The organism is Pararhodobacter sp. CCB-MM2 (assembly GCF_001691415.1).
Classification (GTDB): Bacteria; Pseudomonadota; Alphaproteobacteria; order Rhodobacterales; family Rhodobacteraceae; genus Pararhodobacter.
In genome coordinates, this window is the sequence record NZ_LRRR01000004.1 from 131,387 (window position 1) to 158,242 (window position 26,856).

At 66.9% G+C, this 26,856-nt stretch carries 29 protein-coding genes; 14 read left to right on the top strand and 15 right to left on the bottom strand.

The features are described from left to right. Positions 1–94 precede the first annotated feature (94 nt). Positions 95–829, bottom strand: a complete 735-nt coding sequence (locus BCY78_RS06835; protein ID WP_068299694.1) for a PIG-L deacetylase family protein — start codon at positions 827–829, stop codon at positions 95–97. 124 nt (positions 830–953) lie between these two features. On the opposite strand from BCY78_RS06835, the gene BCY78_RS06840 reads away from it, so the two are divergent. Further along, positions 954–1,808, top strand: a complete 855-nt coding sequence (locus BCY78_RS06840) for an NAD(P)-dependent oxidoreductase (RefSeq protein ID WP_068299697.1) — start codon at positions 954–956, stop codon at positions 1,806–1,808. Continuing rightward, positions 1,805–2,980 (top strand): LysR family transcriptional regulator, encoded by a 1,176-nt coding sequence (locus BCY78_RS06845; protein WP_068299699.1) that lies wholly within the window; start codon positions 1,805–1,807, stop codon positions 2,978–2,980. Before BCY78_RS06840 ends, BCY78_RS06845 begins: the two co-directional genes overlap by 4 nt. A 27-nt stretch (positions 2,981–3,007) precedes the next feature. On the opposite strand, the gene BCY78_RS06850 is transcribed toward BCY78_RS06845, so the two are convergent. The 8 genes from BCY78_RS06850 to BCY78_RS06885 all read right to left on the bottom strand — a co-directional run bounded on the left by BCY78_RS06850 (position 3,008) and on the right by BCY78_RS06885 (position 10,473). Further along, positions 3,008–3,529: an acyloxyacyl hydrolase gene (locus BCY78_RS06850; protein ID WP_068299953.1), complete on the bottom strand. Its 522-nt coding sequence runs from the start codon at positions 3,527–3,529 to the stop codon at positions 3,008–3,010. Between the two features lie 170 nt (positions 3,530–3,699). Then, the gene (locus tag BCY78_RS06855; protein ID WP_068299703.1) at positions 3,700–5,274 is read right to left on the bottom strand and encodes an acyl-CoA dehydrogenase family protein; all 1,575 of its coding nucleotides are present in this window, start codon (positions 5,272–5,274) and stop codon (positions 3,700–3,702) included. Next, a complete protein-coding gene (locus BCY78_RS06860) occupies positions 5,271–6,572 on the bottom strand; it encodes a TRAP transporter large permease (protein WP_068299705.1) in 1,302 nt (433 codons plus the stop codon). Before BCY78_RS06860 ends, BCY78_RS06855 begins: the two co-directional genes overlap by 4 nt. Then, complete coding sequence (locus BCY78_RS06865) at positions 6,569–7,093, bottom strand: TRAP transporter small permease (RefSeq protein WP_068299710.1); 525 nt, start codon at positions 7,091–7,093, stop codon at positions 6,569–6,571. The genes BCY78_RS06860 and BCY78_RS06865 overlap by 4 nt, the downstream gene beginning before the upstream one ends. 96 nt (positions 7,094–7,189) lie before the next feature. After that, positions 7,190–8,314: a TRAP transporter substrate-binding protein DctP gene (gene dctP, locus BCY78_RS06870; protein ID WP_068299714.1), complete on the bottom strand. Its 1,125-nt coding sequence runs from the start codon at positions 8,312–8,314 to the stop codon at positions 7,190–7,192. Positions 8,315–8,346: 32 nt separating this feature from the next. Next, on the bottom strand, positions 8,347–9,228 hold the full coding sequence (locus BCY78_RS06875) for an amidohydrolase family protein (protein WP_263643119.1): 882 nt from the start codon (positions 9,226–9,228) through the stop codon (positions 8,347–8,349). Further along, positions 9,219–9,695 (bottom strand): MarR family winged helix-turn-helix transcriptional regulator, encoded by a 477-nt coding sequence (locus BCY78_RS06880; RefSeq protein ID WP_068299717.1) that lies wholly within the window; start codon positions 9,693–9,695, stop codon positions 9,219–9,221. The genes BCY78_RS06875 and BCY78_RS06880 overlap by 10 nt, the downstream gene beginning before the upstream one ends. Positions 9,696–9,699: 4 nt before the next feature. Next, entirely contained in the window at positions 9,700–10,473 is a 774-nt protein-coding gene (locus BCY78_RS06885) for a crotonase/enoyl-CoA hydratase family protein (RefSeq protein WP_068299722.1), read from the bottom strand. Between the two features lie 162 nt (positions 10,474–10,635). Here BCY78_RS06885 and BCY78_RS06890 point away from each other — a divergent pair, with 162 nt between their 5' ends. The 12 genes from BCY78_RS06890 (at position 10,636) to BCY78_RS06945 (ending at position 21,775) form a co-directional block, all read left to right on the top strand. Further along, the gene (locus tag BCY78_RS06890; protein WP_068299723.1) at positions 10,636–12,468 is read left to right on the top strand and encodes a feruloyl-CoA synthase; all 1,833 of its coding nucleotides are present in this window, start codon (positions 10,636–10,638) and stop codon (positions 12,466–12,468) included. A gap of 3 nt (positions 12,469–12,471) precedes the next feature. Further along, complete coding sequence (locus tag BCY78_RS06895) at positions 12,472–13,233, top strand: SDR family NAD(P)-dependent oxidoreductase (RefSeq protein ID WP_068299724.1); 762 nt, start codon at positions 12,472–12,474, stop codon at positions 13,231–13,233. 133 nt (positions 13,234–13,366) lie between these two features. Beyond that, complete coding sequence (locus BCY78_RS06900) at positions 13,367–14,116, top strand: GntR family transcriptional regulator (RefSeq protein WP_068299725.1); 750 nt, start codon at positions 13,367–13,369, stop codon at positions 14,114–14,116. A gap of 120 nt (positions 14,117–14,236) precedes the next feature. Then, positions 14,237–15,649: an aminomethyltransferase family protein gene (locus BCY78_RS06905; protein WP_068299727.1), complete on the top strand. Its 1,413-nt coding sequence runs from the start codon at positions 14,237–14,239 to the stop codon at positions 15,647–15,649. 210 nt (positions 15,650–15,859) lie between these two features. Beyond that, the gene (locus BCY78_RS06910; RefSeq protein ID WP_068299729.1) at positions 15,860–16,849 is read left to right on the top strand and encodes a TRAP transporter substrate-binding protein; all 990 of its coding nucleotides are present in this window, start codon (positions 15,860–15,862) and stop codon (positions 16,847–16,849) included. 52 nt (positions 16,850–16,901) lie between these two features. Next, positions 16,902–17,360, top strand: coding sequence for a TRAP transporter small permease (locus BCY78_RS06915; RefSeq protein WP_068299731.1), 459 nt, complete (start codon positions 16,902–16,904; stop codon positions 17,358–17,360). Further along, complete coding sequence (locus tag BCY78_RS06920; protein WP_068299732.1) at positions 17,357–18,661, top strand: TRAP transporter large permease; 1,305 nt, start codon at positions 17,357–17,359, stop codon at positions 18,659–18,661. Before BCY78_RS06915 ends, BCY78_RS06920 begins: the two co-directional genes overlap by 4 nt. A 1-nt stretch (position 18,662) precedes the next feature. Continuing rightward, complete coding sequence (locus tag BCY78_RS06925; protein ID WP_068299733.1) at positions 18,663–19,346, top strand: alpha/beta fold hydrolase; 684 nt, start codon at positions 18,663–18,665, stop codon at positions 19,344–19,346. Between the two features lie 4 nt (positions 19,347–19,350). Then, a complete protein-coding gene (locus tag BCY78_RS06930) occupies positions 19,351–19,710 on the top strand; it encodes an extradiol ring-cleavage dioxygenase (protein ID WP_068299736.1) in 360 nt (119 codons plus the stop codon). After that, positions 19,703–20,551: a class III extradiol dioxygenase family protein gene (locus tag BCY78_RS06935; RefSeq protein WP_068299741.1), complete on the top strand. Its 849-nt coding sequence runs from the start codon at positions 19,703–19,705 to the stop codon at positions 20,549–20,551. Before BCY78_RS06930 ends, BCY78_RS06935 begins: the two co-directional genes overlap by 8 nt. After that, a complete protein-coding gene (locus BCY78_RS06940) occupies positions 20,551–20,865 on the top strand; it encodes a YciI family protein (protein WP_068299744.1) in 315 nt (104 codons plus the stop codon). The genes BCY78_RS06935 and BCY78_RS06940 overlap by 1 nt, the downstream gene beginning before the upstream one ends. Before the next feature lie 13 nt (positions 20,866–20,878). Next, positions 20,879–21,775 (top strand): 5,10-methylenetetrahydrofolate reductase, encoded by an 897-nt coding sequence (locus BCY78_RS06945; RefSeq protein WP_068299746.1) that lies wholly within the window; start codon positions 20,879–20,881, stop codon positions 21,773–21,775. A gap of 43 nt (positions 21,776–21,818) precedes the next feature. On the opposite strand, the gene BCY78_RS06950 is transcribed toward BCY78_RS06945, so the two are convergent. Genes BCY78_RS06950 through BCY78_RS06975 form a run of 6 tightly spaced genes read right to left on the bottom strand, consistent with a single transcriptional unit; the run spans position 21,819 to position 26,843 of the window. Further along, positions 21,819–22,559, bottom strand: a complete 741-nt coding sequence (locus tag BCY78_RS06950; protein WP_068299750.1) for a hydroxypyruvate isomerase family protein — start codon at positions 22,557–22,559, stop codon at positions 21,819–21,821. Beyond that, positions 22,556–23,602, bottom strand: coding sequence for a DUF1513 domain-containing protein (locus BCY78_RS06955; RefSeq protein ID WP_068299753.1), 1,047 nt, complete (start codon positions 23,600–23,602; stop codon positions 22,556–22,558). Before BCY78_RS06955 ends, BCY78_RS06950 begins: the two co-directional genes overlap by 4 nt. A 3-nt stretch (positions 23,603–23,605) precedes the next feature. Further along, positions 23,606–24,592 (bottom strand): imelysin family protein, encoded by a 987-nt coding sequence (locus BCY78_RS06960; RefSeq protein ID WP_068299756.1) that lies wholly within the window; start codon positions 24,590–24,592, stop codon positions 23,606–23,608. Continuing rightward, positions 24,592–26,157 (bottom strand): di-heme oxidoredictase family protein, encoded by a 1,566-nt coding sequence (locus tag BCY78_RS06965; protein WP_083194864.1) that lies wholly within the window; start codon positions 26,155–26,157, stop codon positions 24,592–24,594. Before BCY78_RS06965 ends, BCY78_RS06960 begins: the two co-directional genes overlap by 1 nt. After that, the gene (bfr, locus tag BCY78_RS06970; RefSeq protein ID WP_068299759.1) at positions 26,117–26,602 is read right to left on the bottom strand and encodes a bacterioferritin; all 486 of its coding nucleotides are present in this window, start codon (positions 26,600–26,602) and stop codon (positions 26,117–26,119) included. The genes BCY78_RS06965 and bfr overlap by 41 nt, the downstream gene beginning before the upstream one ends. Beyond that, positions 26,592–26,843, bottom strand: a complete 252-nt coding sequence (locus BCY78_RS06975) for a bacterioferritin-associated ferredoxin (protein ID WP_068299762.1) — start codon at positions 26,841–26,843, stop codon at positions 26,592–26,594. Before BCY78_RS06975 ends, bfr begins: the two co-directional genes overlap by 11 nt. Positions 26,844–26,856: the final 13 nt, after the last annotated feature.

Here is a 26,856-nt window from a genome sequence, read left to right on the forward strand (position 1 = left end):
CCCCCGTCCTGATCGCGCTCCGGGCCTGCGCGGGCTTGCTACCGCGCGGCGCGGACCTCCCCGCGATCAAAGGCCCGATGAAACAGGCGAGGGGTCAGAGTTCGTCGACGGTGCGCGGGAAGATCGACTCGAAGCCTTCCGCGTATTTGCAGTCGCGACCGCCCGACATCCCGCCCGAGTTGCGCTTGAAGTGGTTGGCGCGCTGCTGGGCCACGCGGGTGTAGTATTCCCACAGGTGGACCTGGCCGTTCATGGCCTCCATCGCGGCTTTCTTCTTCTCCCAGACCGGGGTGATGTCGAGGAAGACCGACGGCTTCCAGCCCATCTGCTCGGTCTGGTGCGGCTCGAACAGGTAGACCTGCGGCGCGCCCAGAACCTTCTCGCCGGGGTTATGGCCCCAGGCCTGCGCGGTGGCGCGGCATTCCAGCACGATCTGCGTGGTGTTCATGTGGTCCGAGTTATACGGGTCCCAACGCGAGTGCGACATCATGAAGGCGGGCTGCACGTCGCGCATCACCTGCACCAGTTTCATGCGGTCGTCGCGGGTGAAATCCATCGGATAATCGCCGAGATCGAACTCCACGAGGTCATGGACCCCCAGCGCCTTGGCGGCGGCCTCGGCCTCGGCCTTGCGGATCGACTTCACCTCGTCGAGGGTCTTGCCCTCTTTCCACAGCTTGGCGCTTTCGCCGCGCTCGCCATAGGACAGGCAGGCGACGGTGACGTTGTAGCCCAGCTCGGCATGCAGCGCGATGGCGCCGCCGCAGCGCCAGACGAAGTCGGCGGCATGCGCGCTGACGATCAGCGCGGTTTTCTTTTTCTCGGTCATGGATAGCTCCTCCAGAACTGGGGCGAAATGTGCGGCCGATGCGGCGGTTTGTCCAATCGGAAACAGGTGCGCCGGTATAAGGACGTGCTATTGTCGCCTAGAATACAGAGGGGGGAGAGGCACCATGGACAGGCTGGCATTCATCGGTTTCGGCGAGGCCGGGCAGGCTTTCGCAAGCGACATCCGGCGCGAGGCCTTGGCGGGGATCGCGGCTTTCGACATCGCCGGTCGCCAGAACGATATGGTCGCGGCAGAAGTCACGCCCGGATCGCGGGCAGAGGCCCTGTCCGGGGCGGCGGCTGTCTGGTGCCTGGTGACCGCCGACCGGGCCGAGGAGGCGGCAACCGATTGTGCCGCGTTGCTGACGCCCGGGGCGTTCTGGTTTGACGGCAATTCCTGCTCGCCCGGGGCCAAGCGCCGCTCGGCGGCGGTGATCGAGGCCGCTGGCGGGCGCTATGTCGATGTGGCGATCATGGCGCCGGTGCATCCGGCCCGCGCCTCGGTCCCCTTGCTGCTGGCCGGCCCGCATGCCGAGGCGGCGGCGGCATGGCTGGCGGGGATCGGCATGGCCGGCACGGTGGTCGGGGACGCGGTCGGTCAGGCCTCGACGATCAAGATGCTGCGCTCGGTGATGATCAAGGGGATCGAGGCGCTGACAGCCGAAAGCCTGCTGGCGGCGCGCCGGGCGGGGGTGGATGGAAAGGTGCTGGCCAGCCTGCAACGCTCGGACCCCGGCTTCGACTGGACCGCGCGCTCGGCCTATAACTTCGAGCGAATGGCACATCACGGCAAGCGCCGCGCGGCGGAGATGCGTGAGGTTGCGAAGACCGTCGAAGAGCTGGGCCTCGCCGGGCGCATGGCCGCCGCGACGGCGCTGTGGCAGGACGAGATCGCGGCACTGGCGGTCGACATGGGCGAGGGCACGGACGAGGCCTTCGGCGCGCGCGCGGATGCCCTTCTGTCGGCCCTCTCGAAATGACGCCCAGCCTGCGCCATCTGCGGGTGTTTCTGGCGGTGCTGGACGAGGGCACGGTCACCGCGGCGGCGCGCGTTTGCCATGTCTCGCAACCGGCGGCCAGTCAGGCGATGGCGCGGCTTGAGGCCGAGGCGGGCATGGCGCTGATCCATCACGGCAGGGAAGGCGCCGGGCCGACTGAGGCGGGGCTGGCCTATGGGCACCGGGTGCGCCGGGCCTTGGCGCGGCTCGATACGGCGCTGGCGGCCTTGGCACCCCGGCTGGTGCTGACGGCCACGCGGGCGCAGCTGATGGCGCTGATCGCCGTGCGCGACGCCGAGAATTTCACGCTGGCGGCCAAGCGTCTGGGCCTGTCTCAGCCCAGCGTCCACCGCGCCGTGACACAGCTGGAATCCGAGGCCGGGCGGCCCCTGTTCAAGCGCACGGGCAAGCGGATGCAACCCGCCCGGGCGGCGCAGGCGCTGGCCGATGCGGCGCGGCTGTGTTTCTCCGAGCTGGAGCAGGCGGCGGCGGAACTGGGCGATATGGCAGGCCGCGAGGCCGGGCAGATCGTCATCGGGGCGATGCCCCTGTCGCGCTCGATCGTGTTGCCGCGCGCACTGGCCGAGTTCCGGCGTCAGCGACCGACGCTGCCGTTGCGGATCATGGACGGCCCTTATGAGGACTTGCTGCTGGGCTTGCGGCGGGGTGAGATCGACCTGTTGATCGGGGCCCTGCGCCAACCCGCGCCAGTGCCCGAAGTGGTCGAGGAGGCGCTGTTCACCGACGATCTGGTTCTGGTGGCGCGACCCGGCCATCCGCTGCTGTCCGGCCGGCCCGATCCGGCGCGTCTGGCGGATTACCCGTGGATCTTGCCGCGCGAGGACACGCCGTCGCGCGCACATTTCGAGACGGCCTTGTCACGGCTGGGCGGGGCAGGGCTGTCGCGGCCGGCGACCATCGAATGCGGCTCGGCGGTATTGATGCGGGAGTTGCTGCTGTTGTCCGACCATGTCGGCTGTATCAGCCGCCTTCAGGCCGGGGCCGAGATCGCGCTGGGGGCGCTGATCCCGTTGGAGCTGGCGCTGCCGGACACGACGCGCGCCATCGGGGTGACCACGCGCGACGATTGGTTGCCCACCGCCGCGCAGGCGCAATTCGTGGAAATCCTGCGCCGGGTTGGCCAGACGCTGTGACGTCCGGCCCTGCCCGAGGCGATACGATTACAGCGGGCGACGATACCGCAGCATCACGGCGTTGGTGCCGGGGTTGTAATCGCCAATGTCGGCGTTGCTCAGGTGGTCGATGGACAGCATGACGCTGGAGCCGCCGGCAAAGCGATAGCCCACACCGAACAGCGAGCGGATCTCGATCGCATGGCCGAGGTCGGTCTCGTTGTCGTGGTAGAGGCCGGGCATGATGCTGCCCTCAAGATACCACGCCGGGCCGAGGTTCGCCTGAACGGCGAAACCGATCCCCAGCCAGGCATCGCCCAGCTCGTTGACGCGACCGGCGGTGGCGAAGGAGCCGGTGAAAGCGCCGGTGTTGAAGCGCGAGGGGCCCTGAAGCTCGAAACCCAGCAGCAGGGCATCCGATTCCGCGCCTTCGACATGAGCACCGAAATCGAAGGTCAGGCTCTGACCCGAGGCATTGTCACTGGTGGCGGCGAGGGCGGCGAAGGCCAAAGCGGCCACGGTAACGCCAGACAGCAGGGCCGCGCGGCCCCGTTGGGTGAAATTCAGCATGCTTGCCTCAATATGTTTGCTCGGCCGGACTTTGGCGCCAGCCGTTCCGATCAGCATTGAGGGGATGGCGCGCGCCGGTCAAGCCTTTGCTTCCATGCCGTTAAGCAAAGCACGCAGTCGTGTCCTGGTTGCATCGGGCGCCACTGTTGAAAGCGGCGCCCAGCGTGTGATCAGAGGGTCGGACCTTCCGCGCGCGCGATCTGCAGGGCCAGCTCGGCGCGGGCCTGGGCCATGAAGAAGGCGGCCTCGGGCGTTTCGGCGATTCGGGTGGCCATCCAGGCCTGCACCGCGATCCAGCCCGCGCGCAGGACGCTGTCGGCCATGCCGGCTTGCCGGGTGCGGTCAGGCTCGGCCATGGCGCGGGCCATGAAGGCGGCGAAATCCTCGATCACGGCGGCCATGGCGGGGTGGTTGGCGCATTCGGCACGGGCGCGGGTCAGGAAGATCTCCAGCGCCGCGCCGCCGTCGCCCAGCGTCTGACGCAGGAAGAAATCCTGCCCCTGCATGCCGGTCGTGCCTTCGTAGATCGCGAAGACGCGGCTGTCGCGCAGGCTTTGCTCCAGCGGGTAATCCTGCGTGAAGCCCGCGCCGCCCAGCACCATGATTGCCTTGCCGGCGGTGTCGAAGCCGAGCTCGGCGCCGAAATTCTTGATCAGCGGCAGCATCCAGGCGTTGAGGCGGCGGGCGTCCTCGTCCTCGGCGGACAGGTCGGCCGAGGTCGCGGCCTCCAGCATCGCCAACCGGTAGAGGTCGATCGCGGATTTCAGCGCGATGAGTTGGCGGCGGACATCCGGGTGCTCGATGATCGGCACCGGCGGTTCCTTGGGATTGCCACCCTGACGGCGGTCCTGCGCATGGATCGCGGCCACGTCATGGCATTTCAGCGCGGTGCCGAGGCCTTGGCAGGCCACCGTCAGGCGCATGTGGCGGATCATCGTGAAGAGCTGTGCGAGACCGCGCCCCTCGGTGCCGATAAGGCGGGCCGGGGCCTCGTCGAACAGCAATGCGCAAGTGGGTGAGCCATGCAGGCCCATCTTTTCCTCGATGCGGTCGCAGGTCACGCCCGGGCCGCGCTCGACGAGGAACAGCGACAGGCCACGCGTGCCCGGCTCGGTGCCGGTGCGCGCCAGCAGGCAATGGCCGATGCGCTCGCGGATGTCATGGTCGCCGAAGCTGATCCAGATCTTCTGGCCGCTGACCTTCCAGCCGTCCCCGTCCGGCACGGCCCGCGTACGGATGCGCCCCACATCCGAGCCCGCGCCGGGTTCGGAAATGCAGATCGTCGCACAACGCTCGCCGGCGATCAGGGCCGGAACCCAATCGTCGCGCATCTCGGGCGCGGCCCATTCGGCCAGCAGCAGGGCCGCCGAGCGGGTGCCGCCCACGGACATCATGAAGGCGGGGGCGGCGCGCTCGAACAAGGGGTTGGCGGCGGCGAAGAGCGTAAGGGGCATGCCCATCCCGCCGAAATCCTCGGGGTGCTCAAGGCCCAGCCAGCCACCCTCGGCGAGGGCGTCGAAGGCGGCGTGATAGGCCTCGGGGACCGTGACCTTGCCGTTTGCGAACTGGGCGCCGATGCGGTCGGCCGGGATATCCACCGGGGCCACGACGCTTTCCGCGACCTTGGCGGCCTCGGTGAGGATCGAGGACAGGGTTTCATCGTCAATCGCCCCTCGCACGCGCGCCCAGTTGGGCGTGCGGTTGAGGGCGTCGATCATGGCGTCGGCATCGGCGGAATAGGTCACATCAGGCTCGGCAGATAGAGGACAAAGGCAGGGGCGGCGATGGCGAGGATCACCACGGCGAGGTCAGCCACGAGGAAGGGCACGACGCCGCGGAAGATCTGCGCCACGGTGGCATATTGGCTGGCGACGTTTCGGATGACGAAGACGTTCATCCCCACGGGCGGTGTGATCATGCCCACCTCCAAGAGCTTGACCAGCAGCACGCCGAACCAGACGAGGTCGATACCCTCCTGCCGGAAGATCGGCAGCAGCACGGGCAGGGTGACCATCATCGCGCCGAAGGGCTCCATGAACATGCCGAGGATCAGGTAGATGATCACGACGATCACCATCAGCTGGACATAGCTCAGGTCCGCGCCGGCGACGAAGTTCGACAGGAAGCCCGAGAGGCCTGTCATGCCTAGGAAGCGGGTGAACATCGCGGCACCGACGCCGATGATGAACAGCGAGGCCGAGGTCTGCAGCGTCTCGATCATCGAGGTGCGGAAGATTTCCCAGCTCATGCGGCGGGTGATTGTGCCGATGATGAGCGAACCCAAGGCGCCGACGGCACCGGCTTCGGTTGCGGTGAACAGGCCCGAGAACAGCCCGCCGAACACCACCAGCATCAGCAGCAGCACCGGCCAGATCTTCAGGATCGCGCGCTTGGTATCGACGCCGTCTGCGTCCAGCGGCCGCGGCGGGGCGATATCGGGGCGCAGCCAGCAGGTCAGCAGCACGATGATCGAATAGCTGACGGCGGTGACGAGGCCGATGGTGATGCCGCCGACGAAGACCTTGGTGATCGAGGTCTCGGCAAAGACGCCATAGACGATCATCAGGATCGAGGGCGGGATCAGCGCGCCGATGGTGCCGCCCGCGGCGATGGCGCCCGAGGCGAAGCTGGGCGAATAGCCCGAGCGGACCATTTCCGGGATGGCGATCCGGCCCATGGCGGCGGCGGTGGCCAAGGACGAGCCGCAGACGGCAGCGAAGCCCGAGCAGGCGAAGATCGACGAGATCGCCAGCGCGCCCGGCACCCGGCGCAGGACGGCCTTGGCCGCCTCGAACAGGCCGGCGGTGAGGCCCGCATGGTACGAGATGAAGCCCATCAGCAGGAACATCGGCACGGCGGACAGGGTCCAGTTGGCGATGAAGCTGAAGGGGGTGTTGGCGACGATGCCGATGGCGGGCGTGAGGCCCAGCATCCAGGCCACGCCGCCGAACGAGACGCCGATCAGGGCGATGGCGACGGGCACGCGCAGGGCCAGCAGCACGAACAGGGCTGCGACGCCGAAGAAGCCGGTGGTGATGCTCATGACGCACTATCCTTGGGGGCGGTATCCTTGACGCGCGGATCCTTGGTGGGCGAGACGAGGCGGATGAAGGTGACCAGCGCGGCCAGCCCGAAGCCCAGCGGCGGGATCCAATAGGCGGGCCAGGTGAAGACGCGGGTCTGGTTGGCCATCAGGAAGCTGCCGCGCGCGGTGTTCGACAGCGCGGTTTGCAGCGTGACCCAGGCCAGCACCAGATAGACCAGCGTGGTGATCAGCGAGACGATGCGGTCCGACACGCGCTTGGTCCGCGGGCTGAGGAAGCCGTCGATGAACTCGACCGAGACCATGCCGCCCGATTTCTCGACCCAGGCCAGCGGGATGAAGGCCAGCGAGACCATGTAGTAATGCGTCACCACCTCGAAGGTGGCGGGGACCGGTTGGTTGAACAGGTTGCGCAGGGTGATGTCGACGGCGACGTGGGCCATCAGCGCCAGTGTGGCGATAGCCCCGAGGACGGCCAGAAAGGCCAGAGCCTTGTCCTCGATCAGTTCCAGGCGGTTCATGGGGGAGTTCTCCGGCTTGGCCGCAGGGGCCCGTGACGGATGGCAGGGCAGGGCCGCCGGGCACCGCATGGGGTGCCCGGCGACCGGTTCATTCGGTTACTGACCGTAGGTGTTCATGTCGACATGCGACCAGACTTCGTCATAGACGCGCTGGGCCATCTGCACCGGGTCGCTCTCCACCTCGTTGGCGACGCCTTCCCAGTAGCTGTAGAGCTCTTGGAAGCGGGCGATGCGCTCGGCGGCATCGGTGATGCCGTAACGCTCGGCCGAAACGCTTGCGGCGGTTTCGGCTTCGGTGGCGATGAACTCGGCCACGGCGGCGGCGAATTCCGGGCTGGCTTCGTGGATGTTGATGCCGGCCTCACGCGCGGCGGCCTCGGCCTCCATCGGCATCTCGCGGCCCCAGCGGTCGGTGAAGTCCGCGTTGGCGCGGTTCGCGGCGCGGGCCATGGCTTCGCGGTCCTCGACCGAGAGGCTCGCCCAGGTGATGCCCGAGGTGTGGAAGTTCGAGGTCGACTGGTACAGGCCCAGCGGCACGAACAGCACGTCGGTGATCACGTCGACCAGACGGAACGAGATCAGGTCAGCGATCGAGGCCATCGAGCCATCGACGACGCCCTGGCTGATCGCCTCGAAGGTGTCGTTGACCGAGATCTGCGCGGGCACGGCGCCGAAATGCTCGGCGAAGCGGGCCCAGGGCGCGCCGCCCGAGCGCAGGCGAAGGCCTTGCAGGTCCTCGATGGTGTTGACCGGGCGGGTGGTCAGGATCTCGTAGACGTCCGAGGCGCCCGAGCCGAGGTAGACGAAGCCGAACTCGGTCATCTCGGCCTGGCAGGGCTCGCATTCGACCATGAACTGGGTCATGGCGGCCGCGGCAGCCTGGCTGTTGCCCGAGGTCAGCGACAGCTCACCGGCCAGCGACATGTAGGGCAGTTCCGCCGGGAAATAGAGGGGCAGGAAGTTGCCCACTTCGGCGACCTGGCTCAGCAGCGCGTCCTTCATCTGGCCGAGGTTGACCACTTCCGGGCCCAGCGTCGTGGTGCCCAGACGGCCGTTGGATTCCTCAGGCAGATATTGCGCGAAATTGGTGTAGAGCACGCCGTTGGCCGGGTGGGCCGGCGGCGCTGCGGGCGCGATGCGCAGGACGCGATCCTGGGCGGCGGCGCTGAAGGCGAGGACCGACGCGGCAAGCGTCAGCCCGGCAAGTTTCGTGAGTTTCATCTTTTGTCTCCTCCCAAAGACGCCCGATGTGCTCAGAGGTTCAGAAGCCTCTGCGCATTCTCTTTCAGGATGAGGGGGCGTACCTCGTCCCGAAAATCCGCTTTCTCGAAATCTGCCAGCCAGCGGTCCGGCGTGATCGCCGGCCAGTCCGAGCCGAACAGCATCTTCTTGCGCAGCATCGTGTTGGCGTACTGCACGAGAATCTTGGGGAAATACTTCGGCGACCAGCCCGAGAGGTCGATGTAGACATTGGGCTTGTGGGTCGCGACCGACAGCGCCTCTTCCTGCCAGGGGAACGAGGGATGCGCGAGGATGATCTTCAGGTCGGGGAAGTCCACCGCCACGTCATCGACCAGCATCGGGTTCGAGTATTTCAGCCGCATGCCCATGCCGCCGCGCATGCCTGCGCCGACGCCGGTCTGGCCGGTGTGGAACAGCGCGATCGCGCCTTCGTCCTGAATGGCCTCGTAAAGCTCGTAGGCCATGCGGTCGTTGGGGTAGAAGCCCTGCATCGTCGGGTGGAACTTGAAGCCCTTGATGCCGTAGTCGCGCACCAGTCGCCGGGCCTCGCGCACGCCCATCTTGCCCTTGTGCGGGTCGATCGAGGCGAAGGGGATCAGGATGTCGTCATTCTCGGCGCAGAGCTGGGCGATTTCCTCGTTGTGGTAGCGGCGGAAGCCGGTCTCGCGCTCGGCATCGACGGCGAAGATCACCGCAGCGATCTTGCGCTCACGGTAATATTGCGCGGTTTCGGGGATCGTCGGCAGCATGCCATCGGCCCCGGCCGGGTTTTTGAAATAGCGCGCCATGCCGGCCTGGAACTCGTTGTACCCGTCGTCACGGCAGGTATCGCAGGGCTCCTCGGCATGCGTATGGATGTCGATGGCGATGATCTCGTCCATGTTTATGGGCATTCGGGCGGCTCCTGGAAGTTCAGTTTCTTGAGCAGCACGAGCAGCGTGGCCATTTCCTCGTCAGAGAGGCCCACGCGCTCGGCGCGGTGCACGGCCAGGAAATGGCCGCGATAAGCTTCGAGATGTTCCTTGCCCGCCGCCGTCAGCGACAGCAGGACCGAGCGGCGGTCCTCAGGGGGCACGGTGCGCGTGACATGACCCGCGCGCACGAGGCGCTGGATCAGCTTGGTCATGTGCGCGGGCTTGATGTTCAAGGTCCGCGCCAGCGTGCCCTGCTTCAGCTCGGGATTGAGGCCCAGCACCCAAAGGACGGTGAACTCGCCCGGCCGCACCTCGGTATCGGCAAACTGGGCGAAGAACTGGTCATAGGCGCGGGTCTGCGTCATCCGCAGCATGAAGCCGACCGAGCTGGTCAGCTCGCCCAGCTCGACGGCATCGTCTTCGACCGGGGCGAGCGTGCTCTCCATGGCGTCACGCGTTCGGGTTGGTGACCTTGCCTGCCCGCTTCGACAGGAAGGCATTGAGGCGCGCTTCGGCCTCGGGCGAGGTGGCGGTGAAGGACGAGATCAGGCTTTCCACCCACAGTCCGTCGTCCTGCGCCATGTCGTTGATGCGGGGCAGGGCGTGGATGATCGCGTAGTTCGACAGCTCGGCATTGGTGGCAGCGCGGGCGGCCATCTTCACGGCCTCGTCCAGCGCCATGCCCTCGGCCGCGACATAATTGACGATGCCCCAGCGTTCGGCGGTATCGGCATCGACCGAACGGCCGGTGAGCATGAGGTCGGTCATGCGCGAGACACCCATCAGCCGCGCCGTGCGGGCCGAGGCGCCGCCGCCGACGAAGATGCCGCGCTGGCCTTCGGGCAGGGCGAAGAAGGCGGTCTTGTCCGCCACGCGCACATGGACCGAGGACGCCAGTTCCAGCCCGCCGCCGACGACCGCGCCATGCAGCGCCGCGAACCACGGCAGCTTGCCGCGCTGGATGCGGGCGAAGACTTCGTGCCAGCGGCGCGAGCCCTGCACACCCTCGAACGGGGTCTTCTTGACGTGTTCGGCAAGGTCCAGACCGGCGCAGAAATGCGGGCCATGGCCATGGATCACGGCAGCCTTCGCGCGGCCCTCGATCTCGGTGATGGCGCTGTTCAGCTCCTCGACGAAAGCGTCCGAGATCGCGTTGCGCTTGGCCGGGCGGTTGAGGCCCAGAATGGCGACATCGCCGTTATACTCAAGTGTGAGGTAGTCCATGCCTGACCCTGTCGCAGATTGTTTGCGAACCGCTCCTCCCCGGCTTCCTCCTCCGGTCGATTCTTGAGGCGCAGTATCCCGGCAGAAAGTATCCGTGTAAACAATTAATCGCTATCCGTGGAAAAAGTATCTGTGTAAACAATTTCCGGGGAGGACTTTATCATGACAGAATCACCGTTGCGTTCCGTCCGGCTCTGGCAGCCCGAGATCGAGTGGGAGCACCGCGAGGACGGCAGCCTTCTGGTCTGGCAGAAGGGCAAGTTGGACGCCTATCCCGTTCGGATGTCGGACAAGATCCACGAATGGGCCGGCAAGACACCCGATGTGACCTGGATGGCCGAACGGGGCCCGGACGGCGACTGGCAGCGCACGAGCTACGCCGAGATGCTGGCAGCGGTCAGGGCCATCGGTCAATACCTTCTGGATCTGGGCCTCTCGACCGAGCGGCCGCTGGTGATCCTCTCCGCGAATTCGGTCGCCCACGGTCTGATGGCCTTAGGCGCGCAATATGTGGGCATCCCGTCCGCCGCCATCGCGCCGGCCTATGCCCTCGCCTCGGGCGAATACGGCAAGCTGGAATCGGTGCGCGACCAGATCACGCCGGGCGCCGTCTTCGCCGAGGATACGACCCCGTTCCTGCCCGCCATCGAGGCCGTCTTCCCGGGCCTGCCGCTGCTGGGCAAGGCCGGGCCCGGTCTGGCGCTGGACTGGGCTGCGCTGCTGGCCACCCCGGTGACCGAGGCTGTCGACGCCGCCAACGCGGCGACCGGCCCCGATACCGTGGCGAAGTTCCTGTTCACCTCGGGCACCACCGGCAGCCCCAAGGCTGTCACCCAGACCCAGCGCATGATGTGCGCGAACATGGAGCAGATGACCGAGTGCTACGCCTTCCTGCGCGACGAGCCGCCGGTGATCCTCGATTGGGCGCCGTGGAACCATGTCGCGGCGGGGAACCTCGTGTTCAACGCGACGATCTATAACGGCGGCACCTTCTATATCGACGGTGGCCGCCCCACGCCGAAGATGATGCCCGAGACGATCCGCAACCTGCGCGAGGTCGGCACCAACTGGTATTTCAACGTCCCCTTCGGCTACGAGATGCTGGTCGAGGCGATGGAGAACGACCTCGAGCTTGCCAAGGCCTTTTTCGGTAAGCTGCAGTTCAAGTATTACGCCGGCGCCGCGATGGCCGCGCATACTTGGGCCGCGCTGGAGAAGCTGGCGATCAAGGCGACCGGGCAGCGGGTGCAGTTGGGCACCGGCCTCGGCGCGACCGAGACGGCGCCCTTCGCCATCTTCAACACCGATCCCGATGCCGCGCCCGGCAACCTCGGCGTGCCCGCGAAGGAAGTGATCCTGAAGCTGGTGCCGGTCGAGGGGAAATGGGAGGTCCGCGTCAAGGGGCCGAACGTGACCCCGGGCTATTGGCGCAATCCCAAGCTGACGGCCGAGGCTTTCGACGAGGAAGGCTTCTACTGCCTCGGCGACGCGCTGAAATTCGCGGACCCGGATGATCCCTCAAAGGGCTTCTTCTTCGACGGGCGCGTGGCCGAGAACTTCAAGCTTTCGACCGGGACTTGGGTCGGCGTCGGCGCTTTGCGCGCGAAACTCACGGATGCGCTGGGCGGCTATGCCCGCGATGCGGTGATCGTGGGCGAGGGCGAGGACAGCCTCGGCGCGCTGCTGGTGCCGTTCCGTCCGGCGATCGAGAAGCTGGTGCCGGGCGGCGAGGGGATGGCGGATGCCGAACTCTTCACCCATCCGACCCTGCGCGCGGAACTGGCCACGCGGCTCAAGGCCTATAACGCCACGGCGACGGGCTCGTCGCTGCGCGTGCCGCGGGTGATGATGCTGGTCGAACCCTTGGATCTGCAGAAGGGCGAGGTGACCGACAAGGGCTCGGTCAACCAGCGCGCGGTGCGGGCGCAGCGGGCGGATCTGGTGGCGGCGCTCTATGCGGGCGACGCGCGGGTCATCGAAAGCGGAAAGGGCTGAGAGATGCAGATCGACGGAACTTCGGTCCTGGTGACCGGCGCGGGCTCGGGGCTGGGCGAGGCGACAGCGCGGATGCTGGCGGCGCGCGGCGCGAAGGTGGCGATCCTCGACCGCGACGCGGCCAAGGGCGCGGCCGTCGCGGCCGAGATCGGTGGCGTGTCGGCGATGGGGGACGTGACCTCGGAGGCCGATGTGAACGCGGCGCTGGACGTTGCGACCTCGGCGCACGGCGTGCCGCGCATCGTCGTCAATTGCGCGGGCATTGGCACCGCCGGGCGCGTCCTGGGCCGTGATGGCCCCTTGGCGCTGGAGGCCTTCCAGCGCACGATCAACGTCAACCTGATCGGCACCTTCAACGTGCTGCGCCTCTCTGCCGCGCGGATGGCCGAGGCAGAGCCGCTTGAGGATGGCGAACGGGGCGTGGTGATCAATACCGCCTCCGTCGCGGCCTTCGACGGGCAGATCGGGCAGGCGGCCTATTCGGCCTCGAAGGGTGGCATCGTTGCCATGTCCCTGCCCATCGCGCGGGAATTGGCGCGAGTCGGTGTGCGGGTCAACGTGATCGCGCCGGGGATCTTCCTGACGCCCTTGCTTTATACCTTGCCCGAGGAGGCGCAGAAGGCCTTGGCGGCCGGCATTCCCTTCCCGCAGCGGCTGGGCGATCCAGCCGAATTCGCGGATACCGTCTGCTTCATGGCCCAGAACCGCTATATCAACGGTGAATGCGTGCGGCTGGACGGCTCGGCCCGTTTGGCGCCGAAGTGATGGCAGGGCCCGGGGGCGCGTCCTCCGGGCCTTGTTGCCCCGCGGTGCCGTTGGCCTGCGTATTTGGGGCAGAATGAAGGAGCTTTCGCCGCGCCCGTGATTTGTATACATTCGGTGTATACACGGGGGGATTATGTCGGAAGCGAAATCGGAATCGAAAAGCGTCAACCTGACGAAGCGCGCGGTCTATGAGCTGCGGCAGCGGATCATCCATGGCGGGTTGGCAGGCGGCACGCGGCTTTACGAGGTCGCGCTCTCGGAGGAATTGCAGATCTCTCGCACGCCGGTGCGCGAGGCGATGTCCCGTCTGGCCGAGGAGGGCCTCTTGGAGCGCGCCTCGGGCGGCGGGTTTCAGGTCCGCAGTTTCAGCTACCGCGATGTGACCGATGCGATCGAGCTGCGCGGCGTGCTGGAAGGCACGGCGGCGCGCTTGGCGGCCGAGCAGGGGGCCGACAAGACGGCGCTGGCCGAGATCGGCGCGATCCTCGACGAGCTTGATGATTGCTTCGCGGGCGAGGCTGGTGAGAGCCTCGATTTCGACCGCTACAGCGAGTTGAACGGGCAATTCCACGCGAAACTGGCGGAATTGTGCCAAAGCAACGTGATCCTGCGCGAGCTCGAGCGGGTGAAAAGCCTGCCCTTCGCCTCGCCCTCGGCCTTCGTGCTGGGCAGCCAGCAAACCCGCCGCTCGCTGCAATCGCTGGTCGTGGCGCAGGCCCAGCATCGGGCGCTGGTGCAGGCGATCGAGCGGCGTGAGGGCGTGCGGGCCGAGGCCATCGCGCGCGAGCATGCGCGCATCGCCCGGGCCAATCTGGAGCAGACCTTCATCACCGAGACACAGGCGCCCGATAGCCTGCCGGGGATCGCGTTGATCACGCGCTGAGATAACGAGGGTCGTGCATACAAATTTTGCCGATCCTGACGCCAGCCTGACAATTCCGCTTGCAATACCGCTCACTTCGCCTATCCATGTATACATTCTTGCCTTGGGAGGAGAATCGAGATGGCTGCTACCAGCCTTGAAGCCCTGATCGCTGAGCAGGGCGGCAACCCCGTCCAGATGCTGCGCAACTCGAAGATCGGCATGTATGTCTATCCGGTCGTCGCGCCTGAATTCTCGAACTGGCGTGTCGAACAGGAAGCCTGGCGCAAATCCGCCGTGCTGTTCGACCAGTCGCACCACATGGACGAGCTGATCGTCGAAGGTCCGCAAGCCACCGAGTTCCTTGCCTATCACGGCATCAACGCCTTCGGGAACTTTGGCCTGAACCGCGCCAAGCACTACGTCCCGGTCACCCCGGCCGGCCACGTGATCGGCGACCACATCATCTTCCGCGAGCGTGAAGACAAATATGTTCTGGTCGGCCGCGCGCCCACCTCGAACTGGCTGATGTTCGCCGCCGCCTACGGCAAGTGGAACGTCCGCATCCGCTACGACCCGCGGTCGCCGTCGCGCCCCGAGGGCGAGCGCGTCCTGCGTGAGCATTACCGCTTCCAGATCCAGGGTCCGGATGCCGGCGCGATCTTCGAGAAAATGAACGGCGGTCCGATCCCGGACATCAAGTTCTTCCACGTCGAATGGATCAACATCGGCTCGAAGAAGGTCCAGGCACTGCGCCACGGCATGTCGGGCGCGCCGGGTCTGGAGATCTGGGGTCCGTACAAGGACAAGGACTACATCCACGCGACCGTCATGCAGGCCGCCCGCGACGCTGGCGTGAACCTCGTGCAGTGCGGCTCGCGCGCTTACTCGACCAACACGCTGGAATCGGGCTGGATCCCGTCGCCGCTGCCGGGCATCTACACCGGCGACGGCATGACCAAGGCCTTCCGCGAATGGCTGGGTACCGACATGTACGAAGCGGCGGGCGCCATCGGCGGCTCGTATGTTTCGGACAACATCGAGGACTATTACGTCAACCCGTTCGAACTGGGTTATGACTTCTATATCGGCTGGAAGAAGGACGACTTCGTCGGCAAGGCCGCGCTGGAGAAGATCAAGGCCGAAGGTCCGAAGCGCAAGAAGGTCACCTTCGAGTGGAACCGCGACGACGTTCTGAAAGTCATCGCCTCCAGCTTCGAGCAGGGCACGCCCTACAAGTGGATCGACTTCCCGCAGCCGAACTACGCCTCGTCCTCGGCCGACATGGTCGTCAACGACAAGGGCGCGATGGTCGGCATGTCGATGTTCAACGGCTACTCGTTCAACGAGCGCTGCCTGCTGAGCCTTGGCGTGGTGAACACCGACGTGCAGGTGGGTGACGTTCTGACCCTGAAATGGGGTGAGCCCGAGCCGACCGGCAAGACCTCGACCGAGACCCACAAGCAGGCCGAGATCCGCGTGCGCGTCTCGCCGACCCCGTATTCGTCGGAAGCCCGCACGAACTACGCGGACAGCTGGCGTACCCGCTCGTAAGAGCCTTGGGGCGGCGGTGGGGAGACCCGCCGCCGCCTGACGGAGGGTCTGGGCCGCGACCCACAGCTATAGCAGTCTCTTATGGTGGTCGCCGCAAAAAGAATTTTTTCGCGCGGCGAAGTTGGTCATAGTGGCCCGGACGGATCGTTTCGAAACGGATCGTACCGTTCAGGGGGCGCGTGAACGCCCCGAACCTTGGGAGGAACTACCATGCTCGATTTCTCGACCCTGCGTCTTGCGGGTGCGGCGGCGACGGCTGCCGCGATGCTGGCCGCTCCGGCCGGTGCCACCACGCTGCGCTTCGCCCATTGGGTGCCCCCGCAGCACACGCTGACCGCCTCCACCATCGAACCGCTGCAGGCCGCCGTGGCCGAGGCCGGCGTCGAGATCCAGGTGTTCCCCGGCGGCGAGCTGGGCGCTGGCCCGCTGGAGCAATATGTCCGCGCCGTGACCGGCGTTGCTGACATCGTCTGGGGCCTCGAGGGCTATACCTCGTCGCAATTCCCGCGCACCATGATCTCGGAACTGCCGGGCGCACTGCCCGAGGGCATGACCGGCTACGACATGCTGTGGAACGCTCAGGAAGCCGGCCAGCTGGACGGCGAGTTCCCGGGCACGCATCCGCTGGCGCTGTGGCTGTCGGAACCCAACATCTTCATCATGCGCGGCCATGACATCCGCACGCCCGCCGATCTGGCCGGCCTGAAGATCCGCGTGTCGGGTTCGGCCGCTGCCGCTGCCGTCGAAGCGCTGGGCGCGACCCCGGTGCAGATGCCGGCTGGCGAGATCTACAACTCGCTGCAGACGGGCCTCATTGACGGCGTGATCACCGGGGCCTCGGCCGTGGGCGACTTCCGTCTGGACGAAGTGGCCGACAGCTACACGCTGGGCGCGCCGCTCGGTCGCATCTCGTTCTACGTTGTGATGAACCAAGGCGCCTATGACGGTCTGTCGGACGAAGAGCGTGCCGCGCTCGACGCCATCGCCGGCCGCACCCTGTCGGCCTCGGCCGAGGAGGGCTGGAACGCCCGCGCCGCTTCGGTGATCGAGTCGCTGAACGCGGCCGGTGACAACACCGTCTACACGCTGACCGACGAAGAAGCCGCCGCCTTTGGCGAGTTGACGCTGCCGGTGCGTGACGCGGTGGTTGCCGGTGTCGACGGCGGCGCCGACGTTCTTGCGACGATGCAGGGTCAGTAACTTGCTGGCTACGCTTGATAAAGTTGCGGGCAGGGTGATTGCCCTGTCCGCAATGCTCGGCACCCTTGGCTTGATCGCCGAGGTTGTCGTGATCCTGATCGACGTGGTCGGGCGCTATTTCGGCTCGCCGTTGCGCGGCGCGCAGGACATCACCCAGATGGGCATGGTCGTGCTGGTCTTTGGCGGCATGGCCCTGTGCGACCGGACGGGCGGGCATATCGCGGTCGACCTGTTCGAACGCTCCATGGCCAAATGGCTGGTCCGGCTGACCGACATCCTCGGCGCCGTTGCGGGCTTTGGCATCTTCGCGGGTATCGCGTGGAACATGTGGAAATCGGCGGCGATCTCCAACATGCTGAACCTCGCCACCAACATCATTCACCTGCCGAAGGACTGGTTCCAGTACTTCGTCGTGGTCTGCTGCGTGATCACCGCCGCGGGAATGCTCCTGCGCGCCGTTTCGCTGATCCTCGGGGGACCGTTGCGCCATCCTGAAAGCCACACGTCATGACCGAATTCCAAGTCGGCCTTCTGGGCATGGGCGCGCTGTTCGTTCTGCTGGGGTTCCGCATTCCCGTCGCTTTCGCCATGTTCGTGGTGGGCTTCTTCGGGATCTGGAACCTGCACAGCCTCAACGCGGCGATGAACTACCTCGCGTCGGAAAGCTTCACCATCGCCTCCTCGGCCGAGCTGGTCGTGGTGCCGCTGTTCATCCTGATGGGCAACGTCGCGACCGAGACCGGCATGTCCCGCCGCCTCTATGACGCGGCCTATGCGATGATCGGCTCCGTCCGGGGCGGTCTGGCCTCGGCCACGATCATCGGCTGTGGCGGCTTCGCGGCGCTGTCAGGCTCGTCGGTGGCTTCGGCCCTGACGATGGGCAAGGTCTCGCTGGGCGAGATGGACCGCTTCAAATACGACCCGCGCCTGTCGACCGGCGCAGTGGCCGCAGGCGGTACGCTGGGCATCCTGATCCCGCCGTCCACGGGCTTCGTGATCTACGCGATCCTGACGCAGGAATCGATCGGGCGGCTGTTCCTTGCGGGCGTGTTGCCGGGCCTTTTGCTGCTGCTGATGTTCGTGCTGACCGTCATGGTCCAGTGCTGGCTGAAGCCCGAGATGGGCCCCGCCGGTCCCAAGACCACCACCTCCGAGAAGTTTCGGGCCATGGTCGGCGCGCTGCCGATCCTGTCGGTGATCCTGCTGACCATCGGCGGCATCTACACCGGCATCTTCTCCCCGACCGAGGCCTCGGCCGTCGGCGCGGGCCTGATCATCGCCATCGGCCTGATCTCGCGCAAGCTGACGCTCATGGCCTTCTGGAACGCGGCGAAATCGTCGGTGGTGACCACGGCGACGGTGATGTTCATCCTGATCGGCGCCCATATGATCATCCCGTTCATGGCGCTGAGCCACATCCCGCAGGAACTGGGGCATTTCCTGTCCGAGCTGGACATGCCGCGTATCGTGGTGCTGTTCCTGATCCTCGGCTGCTACCTGATCCTGGGCTGCTTCCTTGAAGGCTTCGCGATGCTGGTGCTGACGATGCCGATCTTCTTCCCGGTGATCCAGCAGCTGGGCTTCGATCCGATCTGGTTCGGCGTCCTCGTAGTGCTGACGCTGGAGATGGGCCTGATCTCGCCGCCGGTCGGTGTGAACGTGTTCATCGTGAAATCGGTGGCGCCGAACGTGCCGCTGGGCACGATCTTCCGCGGTGTCGGCCCGTTCTGGGTGGCGATGATCGTCACACTCCTGCTGCTGGTCGCTTTCCCGCAGATCTCTCTGATCCTGCCCAACACGATGATCAACTGACATGACCACGACCCTGCTGATCCCCGGACTTCTGTGTGATGCCTTCTGCTGGGAGGCGACGCTCGCGCGCCTGCCCGATGCGAAGGTGGCCGACCTGTCGACGCAGGACGACCTCACGCAGATGGCGCGGGATCTGCTGGAGCAGAACCCCGGCCGCCTTCGGGTGGCCGGGCATTCCATGGGCGCCCGCGTGGCCATGGAGATGGCGCGCCTCGCGCCCGAGCGGATCGAGAAGCTGTCGCTGTTGGACACCGGCATCCATCCGCTGAAGGAAGGCGAGCCCGCCAAGCGCGCCGAGATCGTCAAGTTCGCCTATGACAACGGGATGCAGGCGCTGGCCGACCGCTGGCTGCCCCCCATGGTCTGGGCCGAGAACCAGAAGAACACCGCGCTGATGGCCGGCCTCAACGCCATGGTCCTGCGCATGAATCCCGACCTGCACGCGCGCCAAATCAACGCGCTGGTCACGCGCCCCGATGCCTCGGCCTATCTCGACCAGATCACCTGCCCGGTGCTGCTGATCGTCGGCCGTCAGGACCAATGGTCCCCCGTTTCGCAGCATGAGGACATGCTCGCGCTGCTGCCCGACGCCCGTCTCGAAATCATCGAGGAGGCGGGTCACTTCGCCCCGGTCGAACGCCCCGATGCGGTGGCCGACCTGTTGTCCGAGTTCCTCAAGGACTGAACCGATGCAAAATCCTGACCCGGGGGCGATCCCCGAGACCCCGCTCTTCGACCGGGAACGATCCCACATGGGCTACGAGCTGAACAAGATGGCCATGGCCCTTGTGTCCGAAGCCAACCGCAAGGCTTTCGCAGCCGATGAGGAAGCCTTCCTCGACCGCTACAAGCTGAGCCCCGAACAACGCGCGGCCGTGCTGGCCCGCGACTGGCAGGAGATGGTCCGCCTTGGTGGCAACATCTTCTACATCCTCAAGATTTCGGCGCTGAACCCGATGCCGGTGACGGCCATCGGTGCGGCGCAGGTGGGCATGGATCACGAGGATTTCCTCGTGCAACGCCTTGGCAAGGAGCGCCGCAATGGCTGAACTCATCGGTGGCTGCGGCACCTCGCATGTGCCTTCGATCGGCATCGCCCTGGACCGGGGCCTGCAGGACACGCCCGACTGGAAACCCTTCTTCGACGGCTACATCCCGGCGAAGGAATGGATCGCCGAGCAGAAGCCCGACATTGCCGTGGTGATCTTCAACGACCATGGCAACGCCTTCTTCCTCGACCGCGTGCCAACCTTGGCGCTGGGGGTGGCCGAGGAGTACCAGATCATCGACGAGGGCTGGGGCAAGCGGGACATCCCCGCCTTCAAGGGCGCCGCGGATTTCAGCTGGCACCTGGCCGACGCGATGGTCGAGGGGCATTTCGATCCGCTGATCTGCCGCGAGATCGAGCTCGACCACGGCATCCAGGTGCCGATGGAGCTGTTCTTCGGCCGTCCCGCCGAGTGGCCGGTGAAGATCGTGCCGATCTTCGTCAACACCGTGCAATACCCGATCCCCACGCCGCAGCGCATGTGGGAGCTGGGCCAGCTTCTGCGCAAGGCGATCGAAAGCTGGCCGGGCAACGAGCGCATCGTGGTCTTCGGCACCGGCGGTCTGACCCACCAGCTGCAGGGCGCGCGCGCGGGCTTCATGAACCGCGACGCCGACAAGGCATGGCTGGCGGAGATCGGTCCCAACCCCGAGAAATATCGCGGCTGGACGCGAGAGCAGTTCGTCGAGACCTTCGGCTCGGAAGGGGCGGAGCTGATCATGTGGCTGGTGATGCGCGGCTGCATGGACGCGGAGGTCCGCACCGTGATGTCGCATTACTACGCCCCCGCCTCGATGACCGGGGCCGGCATGGTGGTGCTGGAAAACGAGGGCGCGGCCTGATGTTCTTCCTCATGCGCTGCACCCACCGCGAGAATGCCGACGAGGCCCGCGACGCCCTGCGGCCGGCCCATCGCGAGTGGAACCGCTCGGGGGCGAATGGCCTCGTGTCGGTGATCACCGGCTCGGCCCTGTGGACTGACGAGGGTGTGGCGCTGGGGCATTGGGGTGTGATCGAAGCGGCCTCGTTGGCCGATGCGCGCACCTATATCGAGGGCGATCCCTTCGTGACCGGAGGGGTCGTGACCGGGATCGAACTCACGCGGATGGCGGATGGTTTCGCCGCCGACCGCATCAACCCCCGCCTGACCGTCTGAGGGAGGAGACATCATGGCCCTGTTCAATTTCCGCAAATCCGCGCCGACCGATGGCACGAAATCCGAGCTGCTGCCGGGTCTGCTGCAAGGCGCCTCGATCGAGGTGATGCCGCGCACCGCCGCCAAGGTCGAGAGCTTCCGCGACATCCTGCCTGAGGGCACCCGCGTCTATGTCGCGCATATCGACGGCACGCCCATCGACGAGATGGTCGCCACCGTGAAGCGCCTCACCGACGAGGGCTTCCCGGCCATGCCGCATGTGCCCGCGCGCATCATCGACAGCCGTGCCACGCTGGAGACCTGGCTCAAACGCTATCGCGAGGAAGCGGGCGCCGAGCAGGCGTTGGTTCTGGCGGGCGGCGTGCCGACGGTGGCGGGCGAGTTCACCTCGGCCATCGACCTTTTGAAAACCGGCGTGTTCGACCAGCTCGGTTTCAAGCGCCTGCATGTCGCCGGTCACCCCGAGGGCAACAAGGACATCGACCCCAAGGGCGGCACCAAGGTCGTCGACGAGGCGCTGATGTGGAAGCAGGGCTTCTCGCAGCAGACCGATGCCGAGATGGCCATCGCCACGCAATTCGCCTTCGAGGCCGGTCCGATCATCGCCTGGGCCGAGCGGCTGGCGGCCATGGGCGTGACGCTGCCGATCCATCTGGGCGTCGCGGGTCCGACCAAGCTGCAAACGTTGATCAAATTCGCCATCGCTTGCGGCGTCGGCCCCTCGCTGGGCGTGCTGCAAAAGCGGGCGATGGATCTGTCGAAGCTGCTGTTGCCGTTCGAGCCGACCGAGCTGCTGGAGGAAATCGCCGCCTACAAAGCCGCGCATCCCGAGAGCCTTCTCGACAAGATCCACATCTTCCCGCTGGGGGGGATCAAGACCTCGGCGACGTGGCTCGGTGAGAACAAGTGACTGACCGGGGGGCTGCCGCCCCCCGGTCCCCCTGCGAGTATTTTCAACAAGATGATAGGGCGGGGAGCCACGACAGGCTGGCGTCGGTCGGGCCGTTCGGACGGTATTCTGCACCGAAGGGGCCGGGCCAGTCGAGTTGGGGGAGCAGCGCGGCATAGTCGACCGCGCCATGATCCGGCGCGCCGCGATCCGGGACGGCGGCGAATTGGACATGGCCGATGAGCGCGCGGTGGCGGCGGTAGGTCGTCAGCACGTCACCCTCGGTCCGGCCGACATGGTAGCAGTCGAACATCAGTTTCAGGTTGGGAAAGCCGAGGGCGGTGCAGGTCTGCGCCGCCCGTTCCTGTGTCGGCAGATGGTAGCCCGGCACGTCATGGGCGTTGAGCGCCTCGATCAGGATCGTCAGGTCGGGCGCGGTTTCGCAGGCATGGGTGAGGTTGGCGCGGAAGGTAGCCTCATCACCGTCCTTGCCCGCCATCACATGCACCGCGCGCGTGCCGGTGGCGCGGGCATAGGCCACGGCCTCGTCAATGGCGGCGCGGGCTTCGGCCTCGCGGCCCTTCAGCGCGGCGAGGCCGAACTCGCCGGGGCCGCCGGGGCGGGTGTTGAGGCCGATCATCGGTAGGCCGGTCTCGGCCAGGGCCTTCGCCACTGCTTCGGGTGGGGTGGTGTAGGGCCAGTGGCATTCGACGGCCTTGAAGCCCGCCTTTGCGGCGGCGTGGATCGCCTCAGTCAGCGGCAGCTCGGTCCAGAGGAAGCCGAGATTGGCCGAGAAGGCCCTCACAGCGTCACGACATGGTTGTCCCAGGACCGGGACCGCAGGCCCAGCGGGCGCGCGCGACCCTCGGTCACCTGCAGCACGCCGCCGCCACCATCCGTGGTCAGGAAGCCGCCGGGGCAGGGCGCGAGGCCGCAGACATCTGCCCGCGCCGTCGCGCCGAGGAAAGTCCCTTGCGCGTCAAAGCGGTGCAGCCGGTTGCCGCGGGGCGAAGTGATGCCTACCTCGCCATCCGAGAAGGCGCAGGAGCCGGCATAGCCCTGCATCAGCGCCTGTTCCTCGGCCGGGGCGGAGGCGAGGATCGGCGCTTCGCCACGGCGGTGCAGACCCAGAAGCGGGACCACCTGCGACGGCTCGCCCTCCCATTGCATCGCAAAAGCCAGAACCCCATCCTCATGCGCCAGATGGCGGATCGAGTTGAAATGCAGCGAGGGCTCCAGCGCGACCCGTTCGACCACCTCATCGCCCTGAATATAGACCAGCGAGGGCGCCATCTCCGGCACGTTCAGCTTGGTGCGGTCGGTGGGATCGGTGGCGATGCCGCCATTGGCGACGGCGAAGACGTCACCCGGCAGGCGCAGCACCTCATGCGGGCCGATGCCGCCGGTCTCGATCTGGCCCAGGCGGCGATACTCGCTGTCCCAGATGCCGAGGAAGCCCTGGCTGTCCGAGGCCCGCTGCTCGACCGTGTAGAGCGTGAGCCCGTCCTCGGTAAAGGCGCCGTGGCCATTGAACTGCATCCCCTCGGGCGGGGTCAGCTGGCGGATCAGCGCGCCCGAGCCGCAATCGAGCACCAGAGCGAAGGCACCGGGGCGGCGGGCGAAGGCCACGGCCTCGGGCCGGGTCGGATGCGCGGCACCGGCATGGCCACGGGCGGGCAGGGGCAGGCGGAAGGTGTCCGCGCCGTCCTCGGCGATGCCGAAGAGGGCGTAGGTGCCGTCAGCCTCGCGGGCACAGGCCAGCCAGCGGGGGCTGCCCGCATCGGCCCAGGAGGGTTTCGGGGCGGCGACGGCCATCAGGCCGGCAAGGAAGGTGCGGCGCGAGGTCATGGCTCAGTCTCCGTCCAGCGAGTTGAAGCCCGGCGCGATGCCCATTTCTTCGCCGATATGCACGATCAGCGCATCGCCGGCGGCGCGGATGCGGCCCTGCCAACTCTCCAGCCGGAACCGGGCCTGTGGGTCTTCGACGTCCTGAAATGCCGGGTCCTCGATGCCGGCGCCAAAATAGGCGGCGGCGGAGAAGGCGCTGTCGACGGCCTCGACGGAATGGCCGGCCAGCGACTGCGCCATGGCCTGGATCGCGGCCATCGACAGCTCGATATTGCGCTGGCTGCGGCCCGCGCGCCAGGTCTCGGCACGCGTCGGGCGCGGGCGATCCGGGGTGCCCATCGGCTGGCCAAGGCGCTGGTCGGCGTTGAATTCCACCCCGCCGTGCAGCTGAGTGAAGATCGCGCGCTCGGCCTCGTTGGCGGAGAGGAATTGCGCGTTGTCGGGGCTGCCGGCGCTGCGCAGGGCGGGAGCGAAATCCTCGCGCCACGCCAGATCCAGCGCAGCGGCTTGCGAGGCGAGGTCCTGCGCCATCACCTGCACCAGCGTGCAGGAATAGCTGCCGGCCTCGTAGCTGGCGAAATCGGGATCGTAGAGCATGGTCTCCAGCGCATAGAGCCCGCGCGCGGCGGCCGAGACCTGCGCGAAATCACTGGCATCGGTGCCCATCGCATCCTCGCCCTCGATCATCCGGGCCAAGGTGCGACGGCCTGAGTTTCGGCCGTCCGGCCAGAAGGCGATGGTCAGCGCGGCCAGCTCTTGCGGGCCCATGCGCAGATGGCCGATCGCCAGCCAGGCGTCGAAGGCGGCGTTCCAGGCGTCGGTGACGGCGGCCGGGCGACAATCGGCAGCGGCGGCGGTGGCCAGCGCGGTGCTGGCCTCGGCGAAGGCGGCGGTGCCGGGCAGGACCTGCGCGTCCAGCACCTGTCCGACATCGGCAAGCGCCGGCGAGGCGGTCAGGGCAAGAAGGGCAAGGGCGTTGAGGTGGCGCATCAGAGGCTCCCTAGGAAACGCAGAAGGGCGGCACGGTCATCGGGCGCAAGCTCGACGATCTGGTCGCGGGCGGATTGGGCCTCGCCGCCGTGCCAGAGGATCGCCTCCAGCAGGGTACGGGCGCGGCCGTCATGAAGGAAGTTGGCATAGCCGCTGACCCGTTCGGTCAGGCCGATGCCCCAAAGCGGCGCGGTGCGCCATTCGGTGCCGGTGGCGCGCCCCTCGGGGCGGTGATCGGCCAGCCCCTCGCCCATGTCGTGCAGCAGCAGGTCGGTATAGGGCCAGATCAGCTGGAAGCTGCGCGGGTCGTCACGGTCGCGAAGACGGGCAGTCACATGGGCCGGGCGATGGCAGGCCGCGCAGCCGGCCTCGTGGAAGATCGCCCGGCCGCGCAGGACCTCGGGGTCGCTGACATCGCGGCGCGCGGGCACGCCCAGCATGCCGGTGTAGAAGGTCACGAGGTTCAGCGCCGGGTCCGGCACTTCCAGCCCGCCATGCGTCTCATCGCCGCCGTCAGGCGCGTCGCGGCAGGCGGTCTGCGCGGCCGTGCAATCGCCCCAACCCGCAGGCAGCAGTGCGGTCGACAGGCCGATGTCGCTGGAGAAAGCCATGGCGGATTGTTCGCGCAGGCTGGGGGCGCCGGCCTTGTGGCCGAAGCGGCCCAGCATCGGCGCGTCGAATTCCAGCGACCAGACGATGTTCGCGCGGCCCGAGATGCCGTCGCCATCCGCGTCGTCGGGATCGGCGAGGGCGAGGATCTCGGCGGCAGGGATGGCCTCCAGAAGCCCGAGGCCGATCATCTGCGGCGCCACGCGCGGGCTGAGCATCGCCGCCTCGCCCAAGGGGCCGAAGGCCAGATCCTCAGGGCGCCACAAGGGGCGACGCAGGCTGGCCGTCTCGCCGCCGTTGAGGGCGACGGGGATCTCTTCCCAGTCGACGGCGAGGTGGTATTCGGCCTGTTGGCCCTGAATGGCGAAATCCTGCATCTGGCTGCCGTAGACCGGATGCGGCTCGGTCGCGATCCATTCGGCGATACCGTCGGGGCCAGCCGTGCCGTCGGGGGCCGGGACGGAGATCCGCAGGAACAGCGAGGAATGGTCGGCCCCCTCGACGGGCGGCTGGCCGCGCCCGCCTCGCTGGTGGCAATTGCTGCAGCCACGCGCATTGAACAGCGGGCCCAGCCCATCCGACGCGATGGTCGAGGCAGGGGCGGAGGCCCATTGCCGCTCGAACAGGGCCTGACCCAGCCGGAAGGTCATCGCCTGCTCGCGGGTCAGGTTGGCGGGGGGCTGCAGGAAAGCATCGTTGCCACGGCGCACACGCACGGTTCCGGCGCCCCCGGCGCGCAGCTCGAACCGCTGGGCCTGTGTGGGGTCGGTGGGGGCCGCGGTGGCGGCCTCGAGGCGGGTGATTTCCTGCGGGGTGCGGGGCAGGGCGTCGAGGTGCAGGTCGGGCAGATCCTGCGCAAGCGCAGGCGGGGCGAGGTGGGGCAGGGCCGCAATGAGCCCTGCCGCCAGAACGATCTTACTCGGCTTCGTCCATCGGCGCGGCGTTGAGCAGCGCATAGCGTTCGTCTCCGAGGCGGGCATAGAGGTCGAGCTGGGTTTCAAGGAAGTCGATATGACCTTCCTCGTCCGTCAGCAGCTCCTGGAACAGCTCCATCGACACGAAGTCGTTGACCGAGGCGCAATAGGCGCGCGCCTCGCGATACAGTGCGGCGGCCTCCTGCTCGGCGGCGAGGTCGGCTTCCAGCGTCTCTTTCGGCGTCTCGCCGATGCGCAGCGAATCGAGCTTTTGCAGGTTCGGATGCCCGCCGAGGAAGATGATCCGGGTGATCAGCTTGTCGGCGTGATGCATCTCCTCGATGCTTTCCGCGCGGCTTTTCTTCGCCATCTTGGCAAGACCCCAATCGTCCTGCAGGCGGTAATGCAGCCAATACTGGCTGACCGCCGTCAGTTCCGACCGCAGGGCCCGGTTGAGATAGTCGATGACCTTTGCGTCACCCTTCATGGCTCTCTCTCCTGTGTGGCGTGGCGCGCAGGGCGCGCAGCTCCATGGGGACTTCGGTATTCGGATTCGCCCGCATGGTCGAGAGAAACTGCGTCATGCAGCCGCCACAGTCCACCGACTTTCCCAAGGCGCGGTAAACCTTGCCGGGGGTGATGATGGTGTGCGGGTCCGAGGCGCGCATCCAGTCGACCGCGGCATGAATGTCGCGGTCGGAGATGCCTTGGCAGGAACAGACGATCATCGTCGGACCTCCG

Coding starts and splice junctions, on each gene's coding strand:
- BCY78_RS06835 (WP_068299694.1), bottom strand. CDS start 829: ATGACCGAGAAAAAGAAAACCGCGCTGATCGTCAGCGCGCATGCCGCC.
- BCY78_RS06840 (WP_068299697.1), top strand. CDS start 954: ATGGACAGGCTGGCATTCATCGGTTTCGGCGAGGCCGGGCAGGCTTTC.
- BCY78_RS06845 (WP_068299699.1), top strand. CDS start 1,805: ATGACGCCCAGCCTGCGCCATCTGCGGGTGTTTCTGGCGGTGCTGGAC.
- BCY78_RS06850 (WP_068299953.1), bottom strand. CDS start 3,529: ATGCTGAATTTCACCCAACGGGGCCGCGCGGCCCTGCTGTCTGGCGTT.
- BCY78_RS06860 (WP_068299705.1), bottom strand. CDS start 6,572: ATGAGCATCACCACCGGCTTCTTCGGCGTCGCAGCCCTGTTCGTGCTG.
- BCY78_RS06865 (WP_068299710.1), bottom strand. CDS start 7,093: ATGAACCGCCTGGAACTGATCGAGGACAAGGCTCTGGCCTTTCTGGCC.
- dctP (WP_068299714.1), bottom strand. CDS start 8,314: ATGAAACTCACGAAACTTGCCGGGCTGACGCTTGCCGCGTCGGTCCTC.
- BCY78_RS06875 (WP_263643119.1), bottom strand. CDS start 9,228: ATGCCCATAAACATGGACGAGATCATCGCCATCGACATCCATACGCAT.
- BCY78_RS06880 (WP_068299717.1), bottom strand. CDS start 9,695: ATGGAGAGCACGCTCGCCCCGGTCGAAGACGATGCCGTCGAGCTGGGC.
- BCY78_RS06885 (WP_068299722.1), bottom strand. CDS start 10,473: ATGGACTACCTCACACTTGAGTATAACGGCGATGTCGCCATTCTGGGC.
- BCY78_RS06890 (WP_068299723.1), top strand. CDS start 10,636: ATGACAGAATCACCGTTGCGTTCCGTCCGGCTCTGGCAGCCCGAGATC.
- BCY78_RS06895 (WP_068299724.1), top strand. CDS start 12,472: ATGCAGATCGACGGAACTTCGGTCCTGGTGACCGGCGCGGGCTCGGGG.
- BCY78_RS06900 (WP_068299725.1), top strand. CDS start 13,367: ATGTCGGAAGCGAAATCGGAATCGAAAAGCGTCAACCTGACGAAGCGC.
- BCY78_RS06905 (WP_068299727.1), top strand. CDS start 14,237: ATGGCTGCTACCAGCCTTGAAGCCCTGATCGCTGAGCAGGGCGGCAAC.
- BCY78_RS06910 (WP_068299729.1), top strand. CDS start 15,860: ATGCTCGATTTCTCGACCCTGCGTCTTGCGGGTGCGGCGGCGACGGCT.
- BCY78_RS06915 (WP_068299731.1), top strand. CDS start 16,902: ATGCTCGGCACCCTTGGCTTGATCGCCGAGGTTGTCGTGATCCTGATC.
- BCY78_RS06920 (WP_068299732.1), top strand. CDS start 17,357: ATGACCGAATTCCAAGTCGGCCTTCTGGGCATGGGCGCGCTGTTCGTT.
- BCY78_RS06925 (WP_068299733.1), top strand. CDS start 18,663: ATGACCACGACCCTGCTGATCCCCGGACTTCTGTGTGATGCCTTCTGC.
- BCY78_RS06930 (WP_068299736.1), top strand. CDS start 19,351: ATGCAAAATCCTGACCCGGGGGCGATCCCCGAGACCCCGCTCTTCGAC.
- BCY78_RS06935 (WP_068299741.1), top strand. CDS start 19,703: ATGGCTGAACTCATCGGTGGCTGCGGCACCTCGCATGTGCCTTCGATC.
- BCY78_RS06940 (WP_068299744.1), top strand. CDS start 20,551: ATGTTCTTCCTCATGCGCTGCACCCACCGCGAGAATGCCGACGAGGCC.
- BCY78_RS06945 (WP_068299746.1), top strand. CDS start 20,879: ATGGCCCTGTTCAATTTCCGCAAATCCGCGCCGACCGATGGCACGAAA.
- BCY78_RS06955 (WP_068299753.1), bottom strand. CDS start 23,602: ATGACCTCGCGCCGCACCTTCCTTGCCGGCCTGATGGCCGTCGCCGCC.
- BCY78_RS06960 (WP_068299756.1), bottom strand. CDS start 24,592: ATGCGCCACCTCAACGCCCTTGCCCTTCTTGCCCTGACCGCCTCGCCG.
- BCY78_RS06965 (WP_083194864.1), bottom strand. CDS start 26,157: ATGCGCTGCTCAACGCCGCGCCGATGGACGAAGCCGAGTAAGATCGTT.
- bfr (WP_068299759.1), bottom strand. CDS start 26,602: ATGAAGGGTGACGCAAAGGTCATCGACTATCTCAACCGGGCCCTGCGG.
- BCY78_RS06975 (WP_068299762.1), bottom strand. CDS start 26,843: ATGATCGTCTGTTCCTGCCAAGGCATCTCCGACCGCGACATTCATGCC.